Here is an 18,064-nt window from a genome sequence, read left to right on the forward strand (position 1 = left end):
AGGGGGAATTAAGATGAGGAAAATTTTAGAGAAACAAATTGAAAATCTCCATCAAGATTTTGCTAAGATGGGTTTTGATGTCGCAAAGTCACTTGAAAATGCAACAAAGGTTTTTGAAAATCATGATGAAAAACTTGCCAAAGAAATTTTGGAAAATGATCTTGCAATAAATGAGAGTGAAATCTACCTTGAAAGAAAGACAGCTCAAGTTATTGCGTTACAGCAGCCGGTTGCTAGTGATTTAAGAGTGTTGATTACGATATTGAAAGCAAGTTCAGATTTAGAAAGAATTGGTGACCATGCAGTAAGCGTTGTTCATTCCACTGACCGAATTGATGTAAATAATCGGAACCAGGAGATTGAAGGCCTTTTAGTAGAGATGAGCAAACATGTGCATAAGATGTTGTTGGATGTAATTGATGCTTATGTTCACAGTGATGAGGAAAAAGCTCGGAGTCTTGCTGATGATGACGAAGTAAATGATAATTATTTGAGACAAGTTAGAGAAAAAGCGCTTAATGCAATGCAGACTGATTCTGATTTTGTTAGCGTTGGTTCAGAATATATGGTTATTGCTACTCATTTTGAGAGAATGGGTGATTATGTGACCAATGTTTCAGAATGGATTGTATATACAAATACTGGAAGAATTGTTGAACTTGGGCCTACAGAAGCCACAAAGAAGTAATTAATTGGTTGGGCAAAACGAATAATTTTTTATCTGGCAAAGCCTATTTCTTTGGGTCTTACTGAAGATTTCATAGAGACTACACAAGACATATAGTTTTGGTAGTCTTTTTTTTTGCAAAAAAAGATTGTACTAGGAAAAAATTTGTGCTATTTTTACATAAATGAAAATAGTTCTCATTTAGAGGTGAAGTAATCGGTGAAGGCACTAGCTGAAATTAATAAAAAAGGCAACTATGTTATTGCAGAAATACTAGGTAACAAAAAATTGGTAAGGCGGCTCAATGAAATTGGAATTGTGAATAATGCAACAATTACTTTGTTGAGTGGAACTAGTGATACAGGTAAAGTAATTGTCATAAAAGGACAAAGATTAGCAATAAATGCTTCAATTGCGAGCAATTTACTTGTAATCAGTGCTGATGAGCAAAGAGATGATGCTTTGAAAAGGTTGTCTCATTTGAATGTTGGGGATCAAGGGATTGCTATTAAGATTAATGGTTCTCGGCCTTTAAGAAAAAGATTACTTGATATGGGTTTAACGGGCCATACCTTGATTAAAGTATGCCAAATCGCTCCATTGGGTGATCCAATAGAGATAGAACTGCGGGGGTATAAGTTGAGCTTGCGTAAAGAAGAGGCTGATTATGTGGTTGTTAGGAGTGTTGAGGAATGAAAAGTATTGCCTTAGTAGGAAATCCCAACAGTGGAAAAACTACCCTTTTTAATTTGCTTACAGGTTCAAGCCAGACGATTGGTAATTGGCCTGGTGTGACAGTGGAGAAAAAAGCAGGTAAATTAAAAACGAATAACAGTATTATCATTCAAGATTTACCAGGCACATACTCCTTGTCACCATATAGTATTGAAGAAAGGGTCACGCGAAATTTTATAATAAGCCAACAGCCAGATTTAGTTGTTGATGTAGTTGATTCGACTAATCTTGAAAGAAATCTATATTTAACATTGCAGTTAATGGAGACGGGAGCACCATTAGTACTAGCAATGAATATGATGGATGTTGCTGAAAAGTCAGGCAAGAAGATAAACATCAACAAGCTTTCTTATTTGTTATCACTGAAAGTAGTGTGGATAAGTGCACTAAAAAAGAAAAATATTCAGAAATTAGAAAAAGAAATTGTAAGTAATCAAGTGGAGTATACATATCCGGAATATGATGAAAGGCTTGAGAGTGCCTTGAGCATGATTCAAGATACGATTAAAGGAGTTGTTGCAGCAGACAGTTTGCGCTGGTATGCAATCAAATTATTTGAGTGTGATGATCAAATCAGTGATGAACTTCAGCTTAGTGAAAAAAAGAAAAATGAAATTGCAGCAGTAATAGCAACAGCTGAAGAAATATTTGGCGAAAACAGCGATAGTATCATTGTAAATGCTCGCTATGATTTTATTTCAAAAATAATTGAAATGTCAGTAATTTCTACAGATGATTTCAAAGCAAGTCTGAGTGATAAATTGGATATAGTTTTAACCAACCGGTTCTTGGCCTTACCCATCTTTGTAATGGTAATGTGGTTAATTTATTATTTATCTATTCAGACAATTGGCACTATGGGGTCGGATTGGGTCAATGATGTACTCTTTGGTCAATGGATTCCTAATTATACAACATCTATTTTAAAGAGTTTGCAGGTGGCAGGTTGGATGCAAGGACTCATCATAGATGGAATAATCAATGGTATGGGTTCAATTCTGGGCTTTGTTCCGCAGATAATGATGTTGTTTTTGTGTCTGGGTATTTTAGAAGATTGCGGGTATATGGCAAGAATTGCATTTGTGATGGATCGAATTTTTCATAAATTCAATTTATCTGGGAAATCATTTATTCCAATGTTAATCTCTACGGGATGTGGTGTTCCAGGAATAATGGCAACGCGAACGATTGAAAATGAGAAAGACCGTAAAATGACAATTATGCTTACGACCTTTATGCCTTGTTCAGCTAAATTGACCGTGATTGCGCTTATTTCAGGAACCTTTTTCCCAAATGAAAGTTGGATTGCACCTTCTGCATATTTTATGGGGATGCTCGCGGTTATTGGTTCAGGGATCTTTTTGAAAAAGACTAAGTTATTCTCTGGACCGCCGCTGCCATTTGTGATGGAATTACCAGCTTATCACTTTCCTAGGGCTGCTAATGTTCTAAATCAGGTAATTAATAGGGCAAATGGGTTTATCAAAAAAGCAGGAACAATTATTTTTGCTTCATGTGTCTTGATATGGTTTCTTTCGAATTTTAACTTTAAATTACAGGCCGTTTCCCAGTCAGAGAGCATGTTAAAAACTTTTGGGACAATCTTATCACCAATATTTGCTCCATTAGGTTTTGGAGATTGGCGTGCGACTGTTGCGGTTTTGGCAGGATTAATTGCAAAAGAAAATTGTGTTGGCACACTTAGAATAGCATTTGGCAGTGGGACAGCGACCGCTTTTACGGAATCATTAAGAGGTACCTATTCAGCAATGGCAGGATACTCGTTTTTAACATTTAATCTACTTTGTGCCCCATGTTTTGCAGCAATTGGTACAATGTATAAGGAGTATGGTGATGTGAAATGGACACTGAAAGCTGTGGGATATCAGACTGCAGTTGCATATTTAGCAGCTTTATTGATTTTCCAATCATATCAGTTGGTCAATAATAATATTAGTTGGCAGGCTGTCACAGCAGTTTTAGCTGTTATTGCAATTTTTGTATACTGTTTAGTTATTAAAAAAGACAAAGAAGAGCAAATATTTGAAATCCAGGATGAAATGAAAGGGAGCACAATAGTATGATTGCAACGATTATTTTGGCATTATTAATTTTTTCAGCATTCTTTTATGTGATATATTCACGTTTTTTGAAAAAAGGAAGTAGCGGATGCCATGATTGTGAAGACGTAGGTTGTCCGCTTGTAGATACGCACAAGATAAGAAAAAATCATTGAGATAGTTATAATTAATGAAAGAATAGTTTGCAAAGAGCTGTCTTTTGTGAAAACTTTCAAATATTAATTAGAATTGTTATGAAAATGTGTTAGAATATAGACGTACTCAAAAGAGTAATATAATTTAGGAGGCTGTTTTATGTCAATCGTAAACGGTAATGGAATCTTTGACGCTGCTCGCTCAGGTCACTATGCAGTCGGAGCATTTAACACAAACAACTTGGAATGGACACGTGCAATTCTTGCTGCTGCGCAAGAAACAAACACACCAATCTTAATTCAAACATCAATGGGTGCTGCAAAGTACATGGGTGGTTATGAATTATGTCTTAACTTGGTACAACAAACTGTTAAGTCAATGGGAATTACTGTTCCTGTTATAATGCATCTTGATCACGGTAACTATGAAGCTGCTAAAGAATGTATCGAAGTCGGTTATACATCCGTTATGTTCGATGGTCATGATCTTCCATTTGAAGAAAATTTGGAAAAAACTAAGGAAATCGTTGCTTTAGCACATGCTAAAAATATCACAGTTGAAGCTGAAGTTGGTTCAATCGGTGGTGAAGAAGATGGCATCATCGGTGAAGGTGAATTAGCTGATGTTGATGAAGCTAAGCAGATTGCTGCTACAGGCGTTGACTACTTAGCATGTGGAATTGGTAATATTCATGGTAAATACCCAGCAAACTGGACAGGACTTCACTTTGATCGTTTGAAGGAACTTGCAGCTGAAATTTCTACACCACTTGTATTGCATGGTGGTTCAGGAATTCCTAAGGAACAAATCCAAAAGGCTATTGCATTAGGTGTTTCAAAGGTTAATGTTAATACAGAATGTCAGTTAGCATTTGCTGCAGCAACGCGTAAGTATATCGAAGCTGGCAAAGACGAACAAGGTAAGGGTTACGATCCACGTAAACTTCTTGCACCTGGTGCACAAGCAATTACAGATATTGTTAAAGAACGTATTGCTTGGTTTGGTACACCAGAAGTTAAATAATTTAGTAATAAAAGAACAACCTTTGAAGGTTGTTTTTTTATTACTAAATTATTGGAATTCAAAAATTTATAAATATTTGTTTAAATACATAGTAATGATCAACCAGATTAAGTTACACTTAAAATACGCAACAACGATTATGAAAAAGCTTACTTAATTTTTGATGTTCTTTGTAAATTTACAAGTTTTTCACCAATCATTTTATAGATAACTGCATGAATTGCAAATTGTTCAGTTAATTGAATCATATTTTCATTAAATGAATCAACTTGAGGGGAATTTTCGAGACTAAAACTAGATTGAGTGCGATTGAAAAGGTTTGCAAAATAATCATATGAGTCTGCAATTGGAGCATCCTTAGTAGACTGTTTTATGCCACTTCGGATAGTTTCGAGTGGATAAATTGATTTTAACAGACTGATTACAACCAGTTCAGCAACATTTGTAGTTGTATACTTTTTTTTATTTGGTCGTTCCATTAACTCCTTTTTGACATAACTATTAATCATAGAAGCGGTTATTTTTGTATCAATGAAATCTTCTAGATAGCGATTTCCTAAATTTACAAGCTGGTCCATATATAAGTCAAAGTCTGGGAACTCATTCCAGAGCGGTAATCTTTTCTTGCTAAAAGCAGTCAGCCATTTTTCGAATTCATTATGCATTGAAAAACCTCTTTCACCTATCAGATATTTCAAGTATAGCACATGTAATTGACTAAATCTAAAATTAAAATTCAATTTTTATGTTACCTAGACTGAAAATCTATGTTATATTAATTATGCAACTACTTGATGTAAGGAGCGACAAAGATGAATACAAAGGAAAGATTATTAAACGAAATTTGGAGTAGTATCACTCATGGAATAGGAATTACACTTAGCATAGCAGCCTTTGTTTTGTTAATAATCAAAGGTGTTACGGAGCATAGTGAAATAGTTTTAACTTCATTTTTAGTATATGGTATCGCGCTAATGACTTTATATACAGCTTCAACACTGTTTCATTCGCTGTATTTTACAAAGGCGAGAACTGTCTTTCAAGCGATGGATCATTGCAGTATCTTTATACTAATTGCTGGAACATATACACCGTATTGTTTATTGGCAATTAAGGGTACCCAAGGGGCGTGGATGTTGAGTGTTATTTGGATATTATCAATACTTGGAATCTTATTTCATTTGTTTGTGCATAATAACAAGTTTCAATGGATTGAAACTCTGACCTATGTATTGATGGGCTGGCTATGTTTGTTAGGGGCCAAAAGCTTGTTCATCTCACTTGGAAAAGTTGGTTTTATTCTTTTGGTAATCGGCGGGTTAATGTTTACTTTTGGAGCGGCTATTTATAGCATTAAAGGTGTGAAGTACGTTCATGTTTACTGGCATATTTTTGTGATGCTCGGTTCAATCTCCATGTTCTTTTCCATTTATCTCTTTCTATGAAGATATAAAAATCGCATGAATTAGTTTAAACAGGGAAAATGTATTATAATTGGCTACAAAGTGAGGATGATGTAAAATCGCGTTTAAGTATTATGTAGTGTCTCGGGGTAGAAAACCTGGAATATATAGAACTTGGTCTGAATGTCAGGTTCAGGTTAAGGGGTATCAGCAAGCAAGATTCAAAGGCTTCAATGATTTGGAAGAAGCAAAGGGCTGGTTAGCAGGTGGTCCAAAGCCTGCTCAAAAAAAAGCGAGTCAAGTAGAGAATGGTGCGAGTCTGGAGAATAAGGCAGAAATAATTTTATGGACTGATGGTGGCTCACGTAATAATGGTAATAAGAAGGGTCAGCATGTAAGAGCAGACGATAAAGCAGCATGGGCATTCTTATTCATTAATAATGATGAGAAATATTCTCAGTCAGCTGGTGAATATGGTGCTACAAATAATCGAATGGAAATTATGGCACTGTTGAAGGCATTAGAAGAGCTAGAGAAGAAAAAGTTAAATAATAACCAAATATTAGCGATTCTTGATTCAAGGTATGTTCTTGATGCAATCAACAAAGATTGGTTGACCAATTGGGAGAAGCGTGGTTGGAAAACTTCGAGTGGTACTCAAGTCGCTAATCAGGAACTCTGGCAAAAAATAGCAATTCAACTTAATAAGTTTTCTAAGATTTCTTTCAATTGGACTAAGGGACATCTGAATAATAAAGGAAATTTATTTGTTGATGAGCTGTTGAACAAGACAATGGACAAGATGTAATGGAGGTAAACTGACTTGAAAACATTGGTGATTGTTGCACATCCAGAGATTAAGGATTCTAGTACGCAGCAGTTTTTAAAGGCAGTGATAGCAGCACAGCAAAATATCACATGGTTGGAGTTGAATGTAGCAACTTTGGATGAGACTGCTAGAAATAGAGAATTGTTGCATAAAAATCAGCGAATTATTCTACAGTTTCCATTGCTGTGGTATAGTGCACCCGGAATATTGTTTGAATGGCTGCGAGTGACATTACGGCAAAATGATGCAACCTGGTTGAAGGGGAAGGAGCTTGGAATCGTCGTGAACATTGGTCAATCTGAAGAAGCATATCGGCTAGGCGGCAGTGAAGGTTACTCGCTCTCAAGTTTGCTTAGTCCCTTAGGATCGTTGGCAAATAGATTAGGATTGAAATTAATTCCTTATTTTGTGATTGAAAAATTTGCATATCAAACTGAGACAGCCAAAAAAAGATTGGTAGTTGATTACTTGCAGTATCTTGAATTAAATCAACCAGCAAATTTTGAAGAGAAGCAAGCTTGGGCAATTAGATCTTTAGAAGAAATAGCAGTAGGTGAAAATAATTCTGAAATACAACTAATACTTGCTAATTTTGTTGAACACAAGGAGATGCTAACTGAATTGAAAGCAGAAGTTGATTTGATGAAAGAAGTTGACGATAATGAATACTAGTGCATGGTTGACAGCTGAAGCAACTGAGTTAGCAAAAAAAGAAAAAAATTATAAGAGACGAGCTTTTTTTGAGTATTTAGCTGTTCTTTGTGAGGAACAAGAAAAAAGAATTGAACAGGCAGAAAATGAATTAGATGGACGATTATGGGATTCACAAAAATGGTAGATTGGAAGGAAGCGGTAGTATGGCAGTCGATGAAAAATCTCTACAATTTGAAATGAAGGATAAGCCATTCGCAAGAATTTTGGTGGCGATTGATCAAGATGATTCAAGTTCTTCAATCAACGCATTTCAATTTGCAGTCACACTTGCATTTAGGAATCATGCAAAGTTGGGAATCGTCTCAATACTTGAATTAGAGGATTTAAATGTTTTTGAGGCACTCAGTCCAGAAAGGCGAAATGAAATCAGCGATACTTTACTTGCTGATGTTAATGTTTACGTCAAAATAGCAAAAGAACATGGAGTTGCAGCTATTGAAGGCTTTGTAGCAGAAGGAAAACCTGCTCCTACGATTATTGCGGACATAATACCAACTTTTAAACCCGATGTATTGATTTGTGGTTCAAAAACAAAGCATGTAAGTAGCCGTAAGAAAATCTTTATTGGTTCTCAAGCCAGTTATTTGGCACAGAATTCACCATGTTCAGTTTTAGTAATACGTAAGTAATTAATCTCAATAGACAAAAGAGTTATATCTGTAGCTCTTTTGTGTTATCCTATAAACTAAATTAATTATTATGAGGTGGTTAAAATTAAGCATAAAGCAGCGTTGACCGTTGGAGGAGTTGCAGTCTTTTTGATTGCAGCAATCATTGGCGGTTATACGTATTACCGTTCAACGCACTTTAATAAGAATGTACAAATAAATGGTATTTCGGTTGGCGGTTTAAATGAGAAGAGTGCACTTGCCCATTTAAAGTCTGAAAAAATAGACAATAATGTTTATTTGAATGGAAAATTGTTTCTAAAAGGTAAAAAAACAAGTTCTGGATTTACCCAGAAAGATTTAAGCAAGATCAAACAAATTCTTAAGAAACAATGGTCTTTTTTCCCGAAAACGGAGAAAGTAAGTTATCAAATAACACCATCAAATGTGAGCAGCTATAGAAACAATGTTATTAAACAAAAACTGAAGCAGCTGTTAAATGATAAAAACAGCAAGCTCACTGCAGCAGTTGATGCGCATGCAGTTTTACAGTACGGTAAGATAACATATACTGCTTCCAAAAGAGGAAATCAATATGATGTTGCTAAGATTTTAGCAGCATATGATAAACAAAAAAATCAACCTACTACGGATATAAAGAAGTCCATTATCCAGCCGGTAACAAGTTCAAGCAGCCAAGTAAAAAAGCAAAGGACTAAGTTAGTAGCATTAGCTAAGCGGACAGTTGTGTACAAGGTGCAACAAACAAGTTATACTCTAGCGGGTAAAGATATAATTAATCAAGCGACTTATATCGGTGGTAAATATCAAATTGCACAAGATGGAATATTAAATGAAGTTAAGAATATTAACAATAAACAAGCAACACTGCAAAAGGGAATATCTTTTAAAACTCACGCAGGAAATACTGTAGATGTCCCTGGCGGAACTTACGGCTGGGCACTAAAAAGCAGTGATTCGTATGAAACAATCAGTGCTGCTTTTATCAATAATTCAGGTGAAGTAGATGCGGCATCTGATATATATGGCGTTGGTTATCTGACATATGGAACTGGGTATGATAATTTGACAAATGATGGGATTGGAACAACCTATGCGGAAGTCTCAATTCAAGATCAAAGAGCTTGGTTTTATGTAGATGGTAAAGAAGTTTATACAACTAATATTGTAACAGGAAAGCATAGTACAAACGAAGATACCCCAACAGGTGTTTGGTATATAATGTATAAACAGTCTCCAGCTACGTTAGAAGGTAGCGAATCTGGGAATGCAAATTATTCTGTAAAAGTTAACTATTGGGCTCAGTTTACCAGCACCGGATGTGGTTTCCATGATGCTAGCTGGAGAACAGATTGGTCAAGTACAGCATATCTGACCAACGGTTCTGGTGGGTGTGCTAATACACCAAGTGCCAATATGAAGAGTGTCTATGATAGCCTTTCACAAAAAGAAGCAGTAGTCGTTTACTAATTTACTTTAGTTATTTTGCATACTGTGTTATTCTTTAAGTATGGGGATGTTTTGGATTCGACAGGTATAGGTCGAGCTTGGACTGCGTTTCGTAGTTGCGTGACGTAAAGACGCTCAGTTAAATATAACTGCAAAAAATAATAACAATTCTTACGCTTTAGCTGCCTAAGCGCACTCTAGTGTAGATCTGCCCGATATCGTCCATGTGTCGGTTACAGGTCCTAAATTAAGTGGACTAACGCTGAACGCTCCCATCTGAAGCTGACAGAAGAGATTAATCAGATTAGTCATTGATGTTAGCCCTGTCGTATGGCGCGATTGATGATGAAATTTAAATGATACGGCTATGAACGTAGATGTTTAAGTGACGATATGCTTGGACGCGGGTTCGATCCCCGCCATCTCCATATGAATTGAGGGTTGTTGAATTATTAAAGAAATTCGACAGCCTTTTTTGTTGTAAAAATATCTAGGTTTTTTTATTTCTTTTAAGAAATTTCAAACAAATGCAACATTTTTAGTATAGGATAACTTGATAGTAACAATTTTTAACTTTTCGGGGTATGAAGTATGTAAAAAAGGATGGGTGGACAATTTGAAATTATTAATGATTGAAGACAATAAATCTGTTTCAGAAATGATGGCAATGTTTTTTAAAAAAGAAAATTGGCATGTTGAGTATGCATATGATGGACTCGAGGCACTATCTAAATTTAAGGAGAGTCCGACAAGTTGGGATATGATTACCCTTGATTTGAATCTTCCAGGAATGGATGGAATCCAAGTTAACAATGAAATTAGGGCGATTTCAACAACGGTGCCAATCATTATTTTGACGGCACGTGATTCAGAGAGTGATCAGGTATTAGGGCTTGAGATGGGAGCAGATGATTATGTTGTTAAACCATTTAGTCCGATTACATTGATTGCAAGAATCAAGGCATTGCATAGAAGAGCTGCACTGGCTAATAATTCGGTTTCTGTTGAACAAGAAGATAATGATTCCTTTGATGTAGTAACGGATCATTTTAAATTAAGTACAAAGACTAGAGAGGCCTATCTTTACGATAATATGATTAAAGATCTTACTCCTAAGGAATTTGATTTGCTAAAGACACTTTCACAAAAGCCACGACAGGTTTTTTCAAGGGATCAGTTATTGCAGTTGGTTTGGCATTACGAGTTTTATGGAGATGAGCGAACAGTTGATGCTCATATCAAAAAGTTAAGACAAAAAATTGAGAAGGTGGGTCCGCAGGTAATCCAAACGGTTTGGGGGGTAGGATATAAATTTGACGACCTTGAGGTGAAGGAATAATGAAGTTAATTTATCAGCAAATGCTTGCCTTTTTCATACTAATCATGACCCTTTTACTGATTTTGGGATTTTCTTTTTTCCACATCACGCGTGAAGTGATTTATGAAAATACGTGGCAGCAATTGGAAGGGTATGCTTATAGCCTAAAGAATCAGTCTATGATGATTCAAAATCGTAATGGCAAACAAGTTTTAACCCTAAATGTTGATAAGTTAAGAACCAGTGAAGTTTTATTGAGTAATCAGCAGGTGCATTTTACTATCTATACTAGTCGAAATAATACTTTATATCCCAAAACTGGATACAAATCAGTGATTTCAGCTAAAGATTGGAAGAAACTGAAAAAGGGTGAAATTCTTAGAAGAAAAAGTGATTTAGGTTGGCGTGGTCCTAATAAACAAAAAGTACAAAACCAACAAAGAATGACTGATATTTTGGCACCGTGTTTTGATAGCTCTGGTAAGCTTGTGGCTGTAATTTCGGTGGGTGCTAAGGTTTCTAGTATTCAAGAATCATTTACAAAAATCCAAAAGAATCTTCTGTATATACTGCTTGTTTCTGCGCTTTTAGGCATGCTCATTAGTTATTTTCTGGCACATTATATCACCAAGCGAATTGGCAAACTACGAAAAGCAACGAGAGCTGTTGCAAATGGTAACTTTGATGTCAAAGTGATTGATAACAAACGTGATGAGCTTGATGATTTGGCAAAGGACTTCAATAAGATGACGGTTTCTCTGAAAAAATCCAATGAAGAAATCAGGCTGCAGGAACAAAGAAGACGACAATTTATGGCAGATGCTGCTCATGAGATGAGGACACCATTGACGACCATTAATGGGCTTTTAGAGGGACTTGTCTATGATGCAATTCCGGAAGAAGATAAGGATAAGAGTATTAAATTAATGCGCAATGAGACTAAGCGCTTAATTAGACTTGTTAATGAAAATCTTGACTACGAGAAAATCAGGAGTGGTCAAATTGGTTTGAGACAATCAATCTTTAACGGGATGGATGTAATGAAGAATGTACAGGAACAACTGCGTAAAAAGGCTGGTAATTCAGGAGATACAATTGAAGTTACTGGGCCAGAAAAATTAGAGGTTTATGCAGATTATGATAGGTTTGTACAGATAGTTTTTAATATTACGCAAAATGCAATCCAATTTACTGAGAATGGAACAATAACTATTTCGGCTGAACGTGGACATAGGTGCAGTATTTTTAGAATTTCTGATGATGGAATTGGAATGTCGGAAGAACAATTAAAAAATATTTGGGAAAGATATTATAAGGCAGATCCTTCACGTAAGAATACTAAATATGGTGAATCTGGTTTAGGTCTATCCATCGTTCAGCAATTAATGGAGATGCATAAGGGCAAGGTAGAAGTGACCAGCAAGATAGGAGCAGGAACTACATTTACTTTGATATTTCCTGATAAAAGATGAGGTTGATAGAGAGTGGAGATGTGGCATAGAATGGCAGGATTTTGTCGCTAACATGAAATTATGAATATCCGGTTGTCTTTTGTAGAGGAAATTGAAGTTAGACGAAGGGTTTTGGCTTATGAACAACGCTTATCTGGAGCCAAAAAGAGAAGAGACCGAAATCTGTTTTTTGATCTAGCACCATGAATTTTTAACAAAAACCGCAAGAAGAAAAAGTGTTAATTTTCTTCTTGCGGTTTTTGTTAAGCCTAAATTTTATATTGTTTAGTTCTAGAGACTTGTATGACAATTGATAATTCCTTAATTCTATTGTTAATTACCGGATGAACTAGAACTTTCGCTGGTAGACGAAGAGCTTTTAGATGAAGCTGCAGCGCTGGAGACATTTTTTGCATTATTGTCAGTGGTTTCAAGTTCAGGAGCATCAGAGACGTAATCAGAGACGGTTGTTTTATTACCATTTTTACTCCATAGACTAGTAGATTTTTTTCCAAGAAGTTTTTGAATTTCAGAAATTTGACCGAAGCCATTTTTGTAGTTATAGTTTTTGGGATTAACAGGTGTAAATCCCTTTGGGACATAGAAGCGCAATAGGTTTTTGTTGTTCAAGGTATCTGACATAGTTAATTCAGTATTAACCTTGGTACTTTCCTTCTTGATCTTAGCAGTAAGACTTGCAGAAGGATGCGTTATCTGAAGACCAGTACTATTATCATATATATCACCATTAATCACAGAGTATTTAGGTGTTGTAAAATTTTCGTTTCGGAAAGCAACTACCTGATCATGCTGACTAGAAAAAAGGTCGGTCCCGAATTGGATATATCGCTTAGAACTAATTCCAAGTAAATGCAGCAATGTTGGTAAGACATCTATTTCACCACCATATTGTGTTTGTACACCACCACTTTGTACACCGGGGATATGAACCATAAATGGAACACGCTGCATTTGGAGATTATCATTGTCAGTCCAAGTAGATGATGATTTGCCTAATAAAGATGCTAATTTTAGATTACGTGAGTTAGAGATACCGTAGTGGTCACCATATATGATAATCATTGAGTTATTGTATAAACCACTTTTTTTCAAATAGTCAAAAAATTCTTTGACAGATTGATCTAGATAATGAGCAGTTACAAAATAGTTATCGACAGAAGTATCACCCGTATTAGCTGCTTTAAAACTGGTATTTTGCTTGTCTAGTTCATATGGGAAATGATTAGAAACGGTAATAAATTTGGCATAAAAAGGCTGTTGCAGTCTTTCCAAATACTTAACAGAATCGTGGAAAAGTAATTTATCTTTTAGACCATATTCTGTGAGATTATTCGCATTAGTATTAAAGTAACTTGCATCAAAAAAATTTTGATATCCTAAATTCTTATATACACTATTTCGATTCCAGAAAGAACCCTTATTTCCATGGAAGACGGCACTTGAATACCCTGCTCTTTGATTCAAAATTGCAGGAGCTCCTTCAAAAGTGTTGTCAGTTCCAAGCGATGAGAAGAGTGATCCTTGAGATAATCCATATGTGCTAGTTTCAAGCATATTTTCAGCATCAGAAGTCTTTCCTTGTCCAACTTGATTAAAAAAATTAGAGAAGCTGTAAGTAGAATTACTATTGTAAAGACTATTTAAAAAAGGTGTAACTTCCTTGCCATTCAAACGAAAATTAATTAGAAATTGTTCAAAACTTTCTAAATGAATAACTATGACATTGCGACCTTTAGCAATGCCAAACATACTGGAATTTGCCTTCGCGTAATGCTTTCTTGTGAATTGTAGGATGGTATTCAGATCTGAACTTGTTGCCTCATTACGGACCTGGTTATTCTTAGCAGTTTTTAAACCGTCATACAGTGTAAAGGTATCGATTCCTAAATATTTGACTAGATAATTACGATCAAAAGTTCTGGTCAATAATTGAGGACGGCCAATCTCTCCAAGTGTAATATTAAAAACAAGAAAAAAAAGTGCGAATGATGTTACCGCAGCCGCTTGTTTTGTGGGGATAGAATGGCGGTCAAATTTAATAAAGCGAGTAGCAAAGCCAAGAATTAATAAAATAATGTCTATAAAAACAACAATATCTTGCGGCTTTAGTAATGCAAAAGAGCTAGTTGTTAATCCTTCAGAGACAGAAGAATAACCAAAAATAACGTTAATGGTCATAAAGTCGGTAAATTCACGATAATAAATGACATTAAACAATAGCAATGCAGAATTTGCAATGTATATTAAAAAAAGTGCCAGATAGGCTGGAGTCGTGCGTTTTATATATAGAGCACAACCGAAGAATAAGACAGTTGTTGCTATAGGATTAAGTAAAAGAACTGCATATTGATAAATTCCAGTAACTCCGAGCCGAAAGTCAATTAAATATACAGCAATAGTTTTTAGCCAAAAAAGAAAGACTAATAAGAGAAAAAAGCCAAAACGCGTGCTTAATCCCTTTTTTAGTTTTGATAAGTACACGGTAGTAGAACCGTCCTTTCCGAAAAGTTCACTGATGACTTATTCTAAAACAAAAAATTAAAGTAAGTCAATTTACGACAACAATTATTATAAAAGATTTAGTAACTAATAACAATTTGAATTAATTAGTTGATAAAAATAAAGTAATCGGAGTTTTTTTGTAGAAAGTCTGTTATGATTAACAGTGAATATATATTATAGGAGATTTTTATTTGAAAACAATTGAAATTACAAAAGAAGCTGCAAGAAAGTACAAGGATGGTTTTCCCCAATTAAGTATGCGAGACTTTGTCAAGAACGAACATGAAGAAGATGGTTCTTTAGTCAAGTTAGTTATTGGCAAAATATTTGTTGCATATGCATATGTAGCAAAACAAAGAAATTCAGATGGCTGGATTCTTTCTTTAGATGAACAACAGTATATTAACGTTGACTTTTATAGGAAGCTTTTTACTGTAGCACAAGTTAAACGTACGAACTTTTATTATGATGAACAAACTAATGTTTTTCGTTTCTTTAATGGAAGCGGTGATGGTGTTGGTGGTTTGAACATTGATTATTTTGCTGGCTTTTATGTATTCACTTTCGAGAATCAGGGACTTTATTATCATCGTGAGATGCTTTATGAGGCCTTTGGAATCGCAGTTAATGATGCAAAGGGCGTGTACGAGAAATTACAATTTAATGTTCAAAACGATGGCTTGAAGAGAAGACATGTGCAGGGTGAAAAAGCTGCTGATACGTTGGAGATTAAACAAAACGGAATAAGTTTTGCCGTTCATCTGAATAGTGGGGATTTTGACTTTAACTTTGAAGAACGTGATTTACTTCTTGGACTAAAAGAAAAATATGCTTCTCAAAAGATTGTTTTGAGTTGCTTTAGCAAGAACGGCGCTGTTGCTGTTGCAGCTAAAGTTGGTGGTGCATTCAAGACAGTCAGCATTGATTTGAGTTCAAAAAACATTGCAAAGGCAAAAGAAAATTTTGAGCTAAACAATATAGCTGCGCAAAAGCAGGAAATCCGTGCAATGGATATCATGGGTTATTTGGATTATGCACAGAAGCATCACATTATGTTTGATGTAGTGGTATTAGACCCACCTGTCTTTGTTCGTGGAAAGAAAAATTCCTTTTCTTTAAACAAAGATTATTTTGATTTAATTCAAATGGCATTGCAGAGTGTTAAGGATGATGGCACAATGATTTTAACTGCTAATTCAGCAAGTATTTCAATGAAACGCTTTAAACAGGTAGTTATGGATGCTTTTGTGGACGCTGATTTTCACTATGAAGTTGAAGAAACTTACCGAGCAGCTGAGGACTTTGCAGTGAATAAGTCTTTTGCAAAGGGAAATACATTTAAGGCAATTGTTTTGAATGTGTCTAAAGGCCGTGAATAAATTTATTTTATAGGGTCGGTAAATAAGAAAACCTATGATTTTAATCGTAAGATGAATTAGTGCTTTGACCGCCCAAAATTGTATTCTGTTAATCGGTTCTCAGTATGTTGGAACTTTGGAGCAACTAGATTTGTTTGGAATCAGATGTTGGATATGCAACGCAAGCGCTATAAGAACAATAGAGATTCTAGGTTCTTAAATGGTTTTGCAATGAACTTCTTGTTAAGGCAATTAAAAACAGAATATTCATGGTTAAAGCAAGCTGAGAGTACTTCGCTATGAGTGATTCGAAGTTAGACGGAGAATTTTGACTTATGGAGCACGTTTACATGGAATAAATAAAAAGCTTTTGGTTCCCAACCATTTGAGCTTATCCGCAATGCCATACACAGCTAGATAGAGATGTAAATGCAAGTAAAAATATGTTAAAACTTGGTTTGGGTTAAACCTTGGTAAAATAGAGCAAACCGCTGTCGAATATTGAAATGTATGAGATAAGTTATGCTTGTTCCTAGAAGCTCGGTATTTTAGTGCTGATGCAAGTCACAAACTTGTAAAAAGTGGGTAAAGACTGATATAATATTATGCCGCAAAGAGAAAAAGAGAAATGAGGATTTGATATTATGTTAATTGCCCTAATACCCGCAATTGCGTGGGGAAGTATTGGGTTAGTAAGTGGAAAGCTCGGTGGAAGTGCCAATCAGCAGACTCTAGGGATGACTTGGGGTGCCTTGCTTTTTAGTATCTTGACGACGATTGTTTTTTGGCATCATATAGTTTTAAATACAACTTTGGAAGTTTGGATTGTTGGTATAATATCTGGCCTTTTTTGGAGCTTGGGTCAGAATCAACAATTTCATTCGATGAAAGCAATCGGTATTTCTAATACAGTTCCGCTTTCTACAGGTTTGCAATTGTTCTTCAATGCACTTGTTGGAGTTGTTTTATTCAGAGAGTGGACGAGCACACATCAGATTTCATTAGGGATATTGGCTTTGTTCATTCTGATTGTTGGGGCAACATTGACCTCAGTGAAAGATAATAAAAAAATTGGAGAAAATAAAGTAGATAATTGGTCTCTTGGGATAAGAGCGCTGGCATTGTCGACCTTAGGGTATGTCGGGTATGCTGTAGTTGTTAAATGGACTGGAGTAGATACCAAGTCTATGGTCTTACCCCAATCCCTAGGAATGGTGATTGGTGCGAGCTTCTTCGCATTTGGCAAAGATGCCTTGCAGAAAGAAACATATAAGAATGTGATCACAGGTCTTGTATGGGGAACAGGTAACTTTTTTATGTTTTTAGCAATTCCAATAATTGGACTTGCAATCAGTTATTCATTCTCGCAGATGGGAATAATAATTTCGACATTTGGAAGCATTTTACTGTTAGGTGAGAAAAAGACTGCAAAAGAATTGAGATTTATTACTTTTGGTTCGATTTTAATAATTATTGGTGGAATTTTGCTGTCGAATATCTAATAATATGATATCTTGTGAATTAAAACAATCTAAGATTAGTTCTGGTATTAATTGGTGAAAATCAGTTAATATCAGAACTTTTTGTTTTACACTGAAAGTGAAGCTAAGGTCGACTATAACCCCTGGGACTTCGAGTTCGTATTTTAAAATGACTTCCTTTACTTTCTACGCACAAATATGATTTAAGATTGAGGACCCTTTGAGGCCGTGTTTAGGAAATGATATCTGCGTTGAAAGTTTAGTTTAG

Annotated in this window: 17 protein-coding genes, 1 other RNA gene and 1 pseudogene; 17 read left to right on the plus strand and 2 right to left on the minus strand. The window is 35.4% G+C overall.

The annotated features are described in order from the left end of the window. The first annotated feature begins 13 nt into the window (after positions 1–13). The 5 genes from phoU to FFX44_RS11460 all read left to right on the plus strand — a co-directional run bounded on the left by phoU (position 14) and on the right by FFX44_RS11460 (position 4,641). On the plus strand, positions 14–688 hold the full coding sequence (gene phoU, locus FFX44_RS11440) for a phosphate signaling complex protein PhoU (RefSeq protein ID WP_289981089.1): 675 nt from the start codon (positions 14–16) through the stop codon (positions 686–688). A 198-nt stretch (positions 689–886) separates the two neighbouring features. Beyond that, complete coding sequence (locus tag FFX44_RS11445) at positions 887–1,363, plus strand: ferrous iron transport protein A (RefSeq protein WP_289981090.1); 477 nt, start codon at positions 887–889, stop codon at positions 1,361–1,363. After that, positions 1,360–3,486: a ferrous iron transport protein B gene (gene feoB, locus FFX44_RS11450; protein ID WP_289981092.1), complete on the plus strand. Its 2,127-nt coding sequence runs from the start codon at positions 1,360–1,362 to the stop codon at positions 3,484–3,486. The genes FFX44_RS11445 and feoB overlap by 4 nt, the downstream gene beginning before the upstream one ends. Further along, entirely contained in the window at positions 3,483–3,638 is a 156-nt protein-coding gene (locus FFX44_RS11455) for a FeoB-associated Cys-rich membrane protein (protein WP_289981094.1), read from the plus strand. Before feoB ends, FFX44_RS11455 begins: the two co-directional genes overlap by 4 nt. 139 nt (positions 3,639–3,777) lie before the next feature. Beyond that, positions 3,778–4,641 carry a class II fructose-bisphosphate aldolase gene (locus FFX44_RS11460; RefSeq protein WP_289981095.1) on the plus strand — a complete coding sequence of 288 codons (864 nt, stop codon included), beginning with the start codon at positions 3,778–3,780 and terminating at the stop codon, positions 4,639–4,641. 149 nt (positions 4,642–4,790) lie between these two features. Here the strand turns inward: FFX44_RS11460 and FFX44_RS11465 are convergent, their stop codons facing one another. Continuing rightward, complete coding sequence (locus FFX44_RS11465) at positions 4,791–5,306, minus strand: DUF1836 domain-containing protein (protein ID WP_289981096.1); 516 nt, start codon at positions 5,304–5,306, stop codon at positions 4,791–4,793. A 147-nt stretch (positions 5,307–5,453) separates the two neighbouring features. On the opposite strand from FFX44_RS11465, the gene FFX44_RS11470 reads away from it, so the two are divergent. The 9 genes from FFX44_RS11470 (at position 5,454) to FFX44_RS11510 (ending at position 12,455) form a co-directional block, all read left to right on the plus strand. Beyond that, positions 5,454–6,086: a hemolysin III family protein gene (locus FFX44_RS11470; RefSeq protein WP_289981097.1), complete on the plus strand. Its 633-nt coding sequence runs from the start codon at positions 5,454–5,456 to the stop codon at positions 6,084–6,086. Positions 6,087–6,162: 76 nt separating this feature from the next. Then, positions 6,163–6,852 carry a ribonuclease H family protein gene (locus FFX44_RS11475; protein ID WP_289981112.1) on the plus strand — a complete coding sequence of 230 codons (690 nt, stop codon included), beginning with the start codon at positions 6,163–6,165 and terminating at the stop codon, positions 6,850–6,852. Positions 6,853–6,867: 15 nt separating this feature from the next. After that, entirely contained in the window at positions 6,868–7,545 is a 678-nt protein-coding gene (locus FFX44_RS11480; RefSeq protein WP_289981099.1) for an NAD(P)H-dependent oxidoreductase, read from the plus strand. Continuing rightward, positions 7,535–7,711 (plus strand): hypothetical protein, encoded by a 177-nt coding sequence (locus FFX44_RS11485; RefSeq protein ID WP_289981100.1) that lies wholly within the window; start codon positions 7,535–7,537, stop codon positions 7,709–7,711. The genes FFX44_RS11480 and FFX44_RS11485 overlap by 11 nt, the downstream gene beginning before the upstream one ends. Before the next feature lie 19 nt (positions 7,712–7,730). Continuing rightward, positions 7,731–8,216 carry a universal stress protein gene (locus FFX44_RS11490; protein ID WP_289981101.1) on the plus strand — a complete coding sequence of 162 codons (486 nt, stop codon included), beginning with the start codon at positions 7,731–7,733 and terminating at the stop codon, positions 8,214–8,216. Positions 8,217–8,345: 129 nt separating this feature from the next. After that, on the plus strand, positions 8,346–9,686 hold the full coding sequence (locus FFX44_RS11495; RefSeq protein WP_289981103.1) for a L,D-transpeptidase: 1,341 nt from the start codon (positions 8,346–8,348) through the stop codon (positions 9,684–9,686). Positions 9,687–9,728: 42 nt separating this feature from the next. Then, positions 9,729–10,096, plus strand: a transfer-messenger RNA (tmRNA) gene (gene ssrA, locus FFX44_RS11500). Between the two features lie 185 nt (positions 10,097–10,281). Then, complete coding sequence (locus tag FFX44_RS11505) at positions 10,282–11,004, plus strand: response regulator transcription factor (RefSeq protein WP_289981104.1); 723 nt, start codon at positions 10,282–10,284, stop codon at positions 11,002–11,004. Next, positions 11,004–12,455: a HAMP domain-containing sensor histidine kinase gene (locus FFX44_RS11510; protein WP_289981105.1), complete on the plus strand. Its 1,452-nt coding sequence runs from the start codon at positions 11,004–11,006 to the stop codon at positions 12,453–12,455. The genes FFX44_RS11505 and FFX44_RS11510 overlap by 1 nt, the downstream gene beginning before the upstream one ends. 312 nt (positions 12,456–12,767) lie before the next feature. Here FFX44_RS11510 and FFX44_RS11515 read toward each other — a convergent pair whose 3' ends face one another. Next, the gene (locus FFX44_RS11515; RefSeq protein ID WP_289981106.1) at positions 12,768–14,936 is read right to left on the minus strand and encodes an LTA synthase family protein; all 2,169 of its coding nucleotides are present in this window, start codon (positions 14,934–14,936) and stop codon (positions 12,768–12,770) included. Positions 14,937–15,148: 212 nt separating this feature from the next. On the opposite strand from FFX44_RS11515, the gene FFX44_RS11520 reads away from it, so the two are divergent. From FFX44_RS11520 to FFX44_RS11530, 3 genes and pseudogenes are all read left to right on the plus strand, one after another. Then, positions 15,149–16,336 carry a class I SAM-dependent rRNA methyltransferase gene (locus FFX44_RS11520; RefSeq protein WP_289981108.1) on the plus strand — a complete coding sequence of 396 codons (1,188 nt, stop codon included), beginning with the start codon at positions 15,149–15,151 and terminating at the stop codon, positions 16,334–16,336. 114 nt (positions 16,337–16,450) lie between these two features. Then, positions 16,451–16,615 (plus strand): annotated as a pseudogene (locus tag FFX44_RS11525) (helix-turn-helix domain-containing protein); the annotation flags it as partial. 344 nt (positions 16,616–16,959) lie between these two features. Continuing rightward, on the plus strand, positions 16,960–17,817 hold the full coding sequence (locus tag FFX44_RS11530) for a GRP family sugar transporter (protein WP_289981109.1): 858 nt from the start codon (positions 16,960–16,962) through the stop codon (positions 17,815–17,817). Positions 17,818–18,064: the final 247 nt, after the last annotated feature.

The sequence above is a fragment of the Lactobacillus sp. UCMA15818 genome (assembly GCF_030400225.1).
Classification (GTDB): domain Bacteria; phylum Bacillota; class Bacilli; order Lactobacillales; family Lactobacillaceae; genus Liquorilactobacillus.

Excerpts from the sequence above, each read along its gene's own strand:
- phoU (WP_289981089.1), top strand. The coding sequence starts at position 14 with ATGAGGAAAATTTTAGAGAAACAAATTGAAAATCTCCATCAAGATTTT.
- feoB (WP_289981092.1), top strand. The coding sequence starts at position 1,360 with ATGAAAAGTATTGCCTTAGTAGGAAATCCCAACAGTGGAAAAACTACC.
- FFX44_RS11455 (WP_289981094.1), top strand. The coding sequence starts at position 3,483 with ATGATTGCAACGATTATTTTGGCATTATTAATTTTTTCAGCATTCTTT.
- FFX44_RS11460 (WP_289981095.1), top strand. The coding sequence starts at position 3,778 with ATGTCAATCGTAAACGGTAATGGAATCTTTGACGCTGCTCGCTCAGGT.
- FFX44_RS11465 (WP_289981096.1), bottom strand. The coding sequence starts at position 5,306 with ATGCATAATGAATTCGAAAAATGGCTGACTGCTTTTAGCAAGAAAAGA.
- FFX44_RS11470 (WP_289981097.1), top strand. The coding sequence starts at position 5,454 with ATGAATACAAAGGAAAGATTATTAAACGAAATTTGGAGTAGTATCACT.
- FFX44_RS11485 (WP_289981100.1), top strand. The coding sequence starts at position 7,535 with ATGAATACTAGTGCATGGTTGACAGCTGAAGCAACTGAGTTAGCAAAA.
- FFX44_RS11490 (WP_289981101.1), top strand. The coding sequence starts at position 7,731 with ATGGCAGTCGATGAAAAATCTCTACAATTTGAAATGAAGGATAAGCCA.
- FFX44_RS11510 (WP_289981105.1), top strand. The coding sequence starts at position 11,004 with ATGAAGTTAATTTATCAGCAAATGCTTGCCTTTTTCATACTAATCATG.
- FFX44_RS11530 (WP_289981109.1), top strand. The coding sequence starts at position 16,960 with ATGTTAATTGCCCTAATACCCGCAATTGCGTGGGGAAGTATTGGGTTA.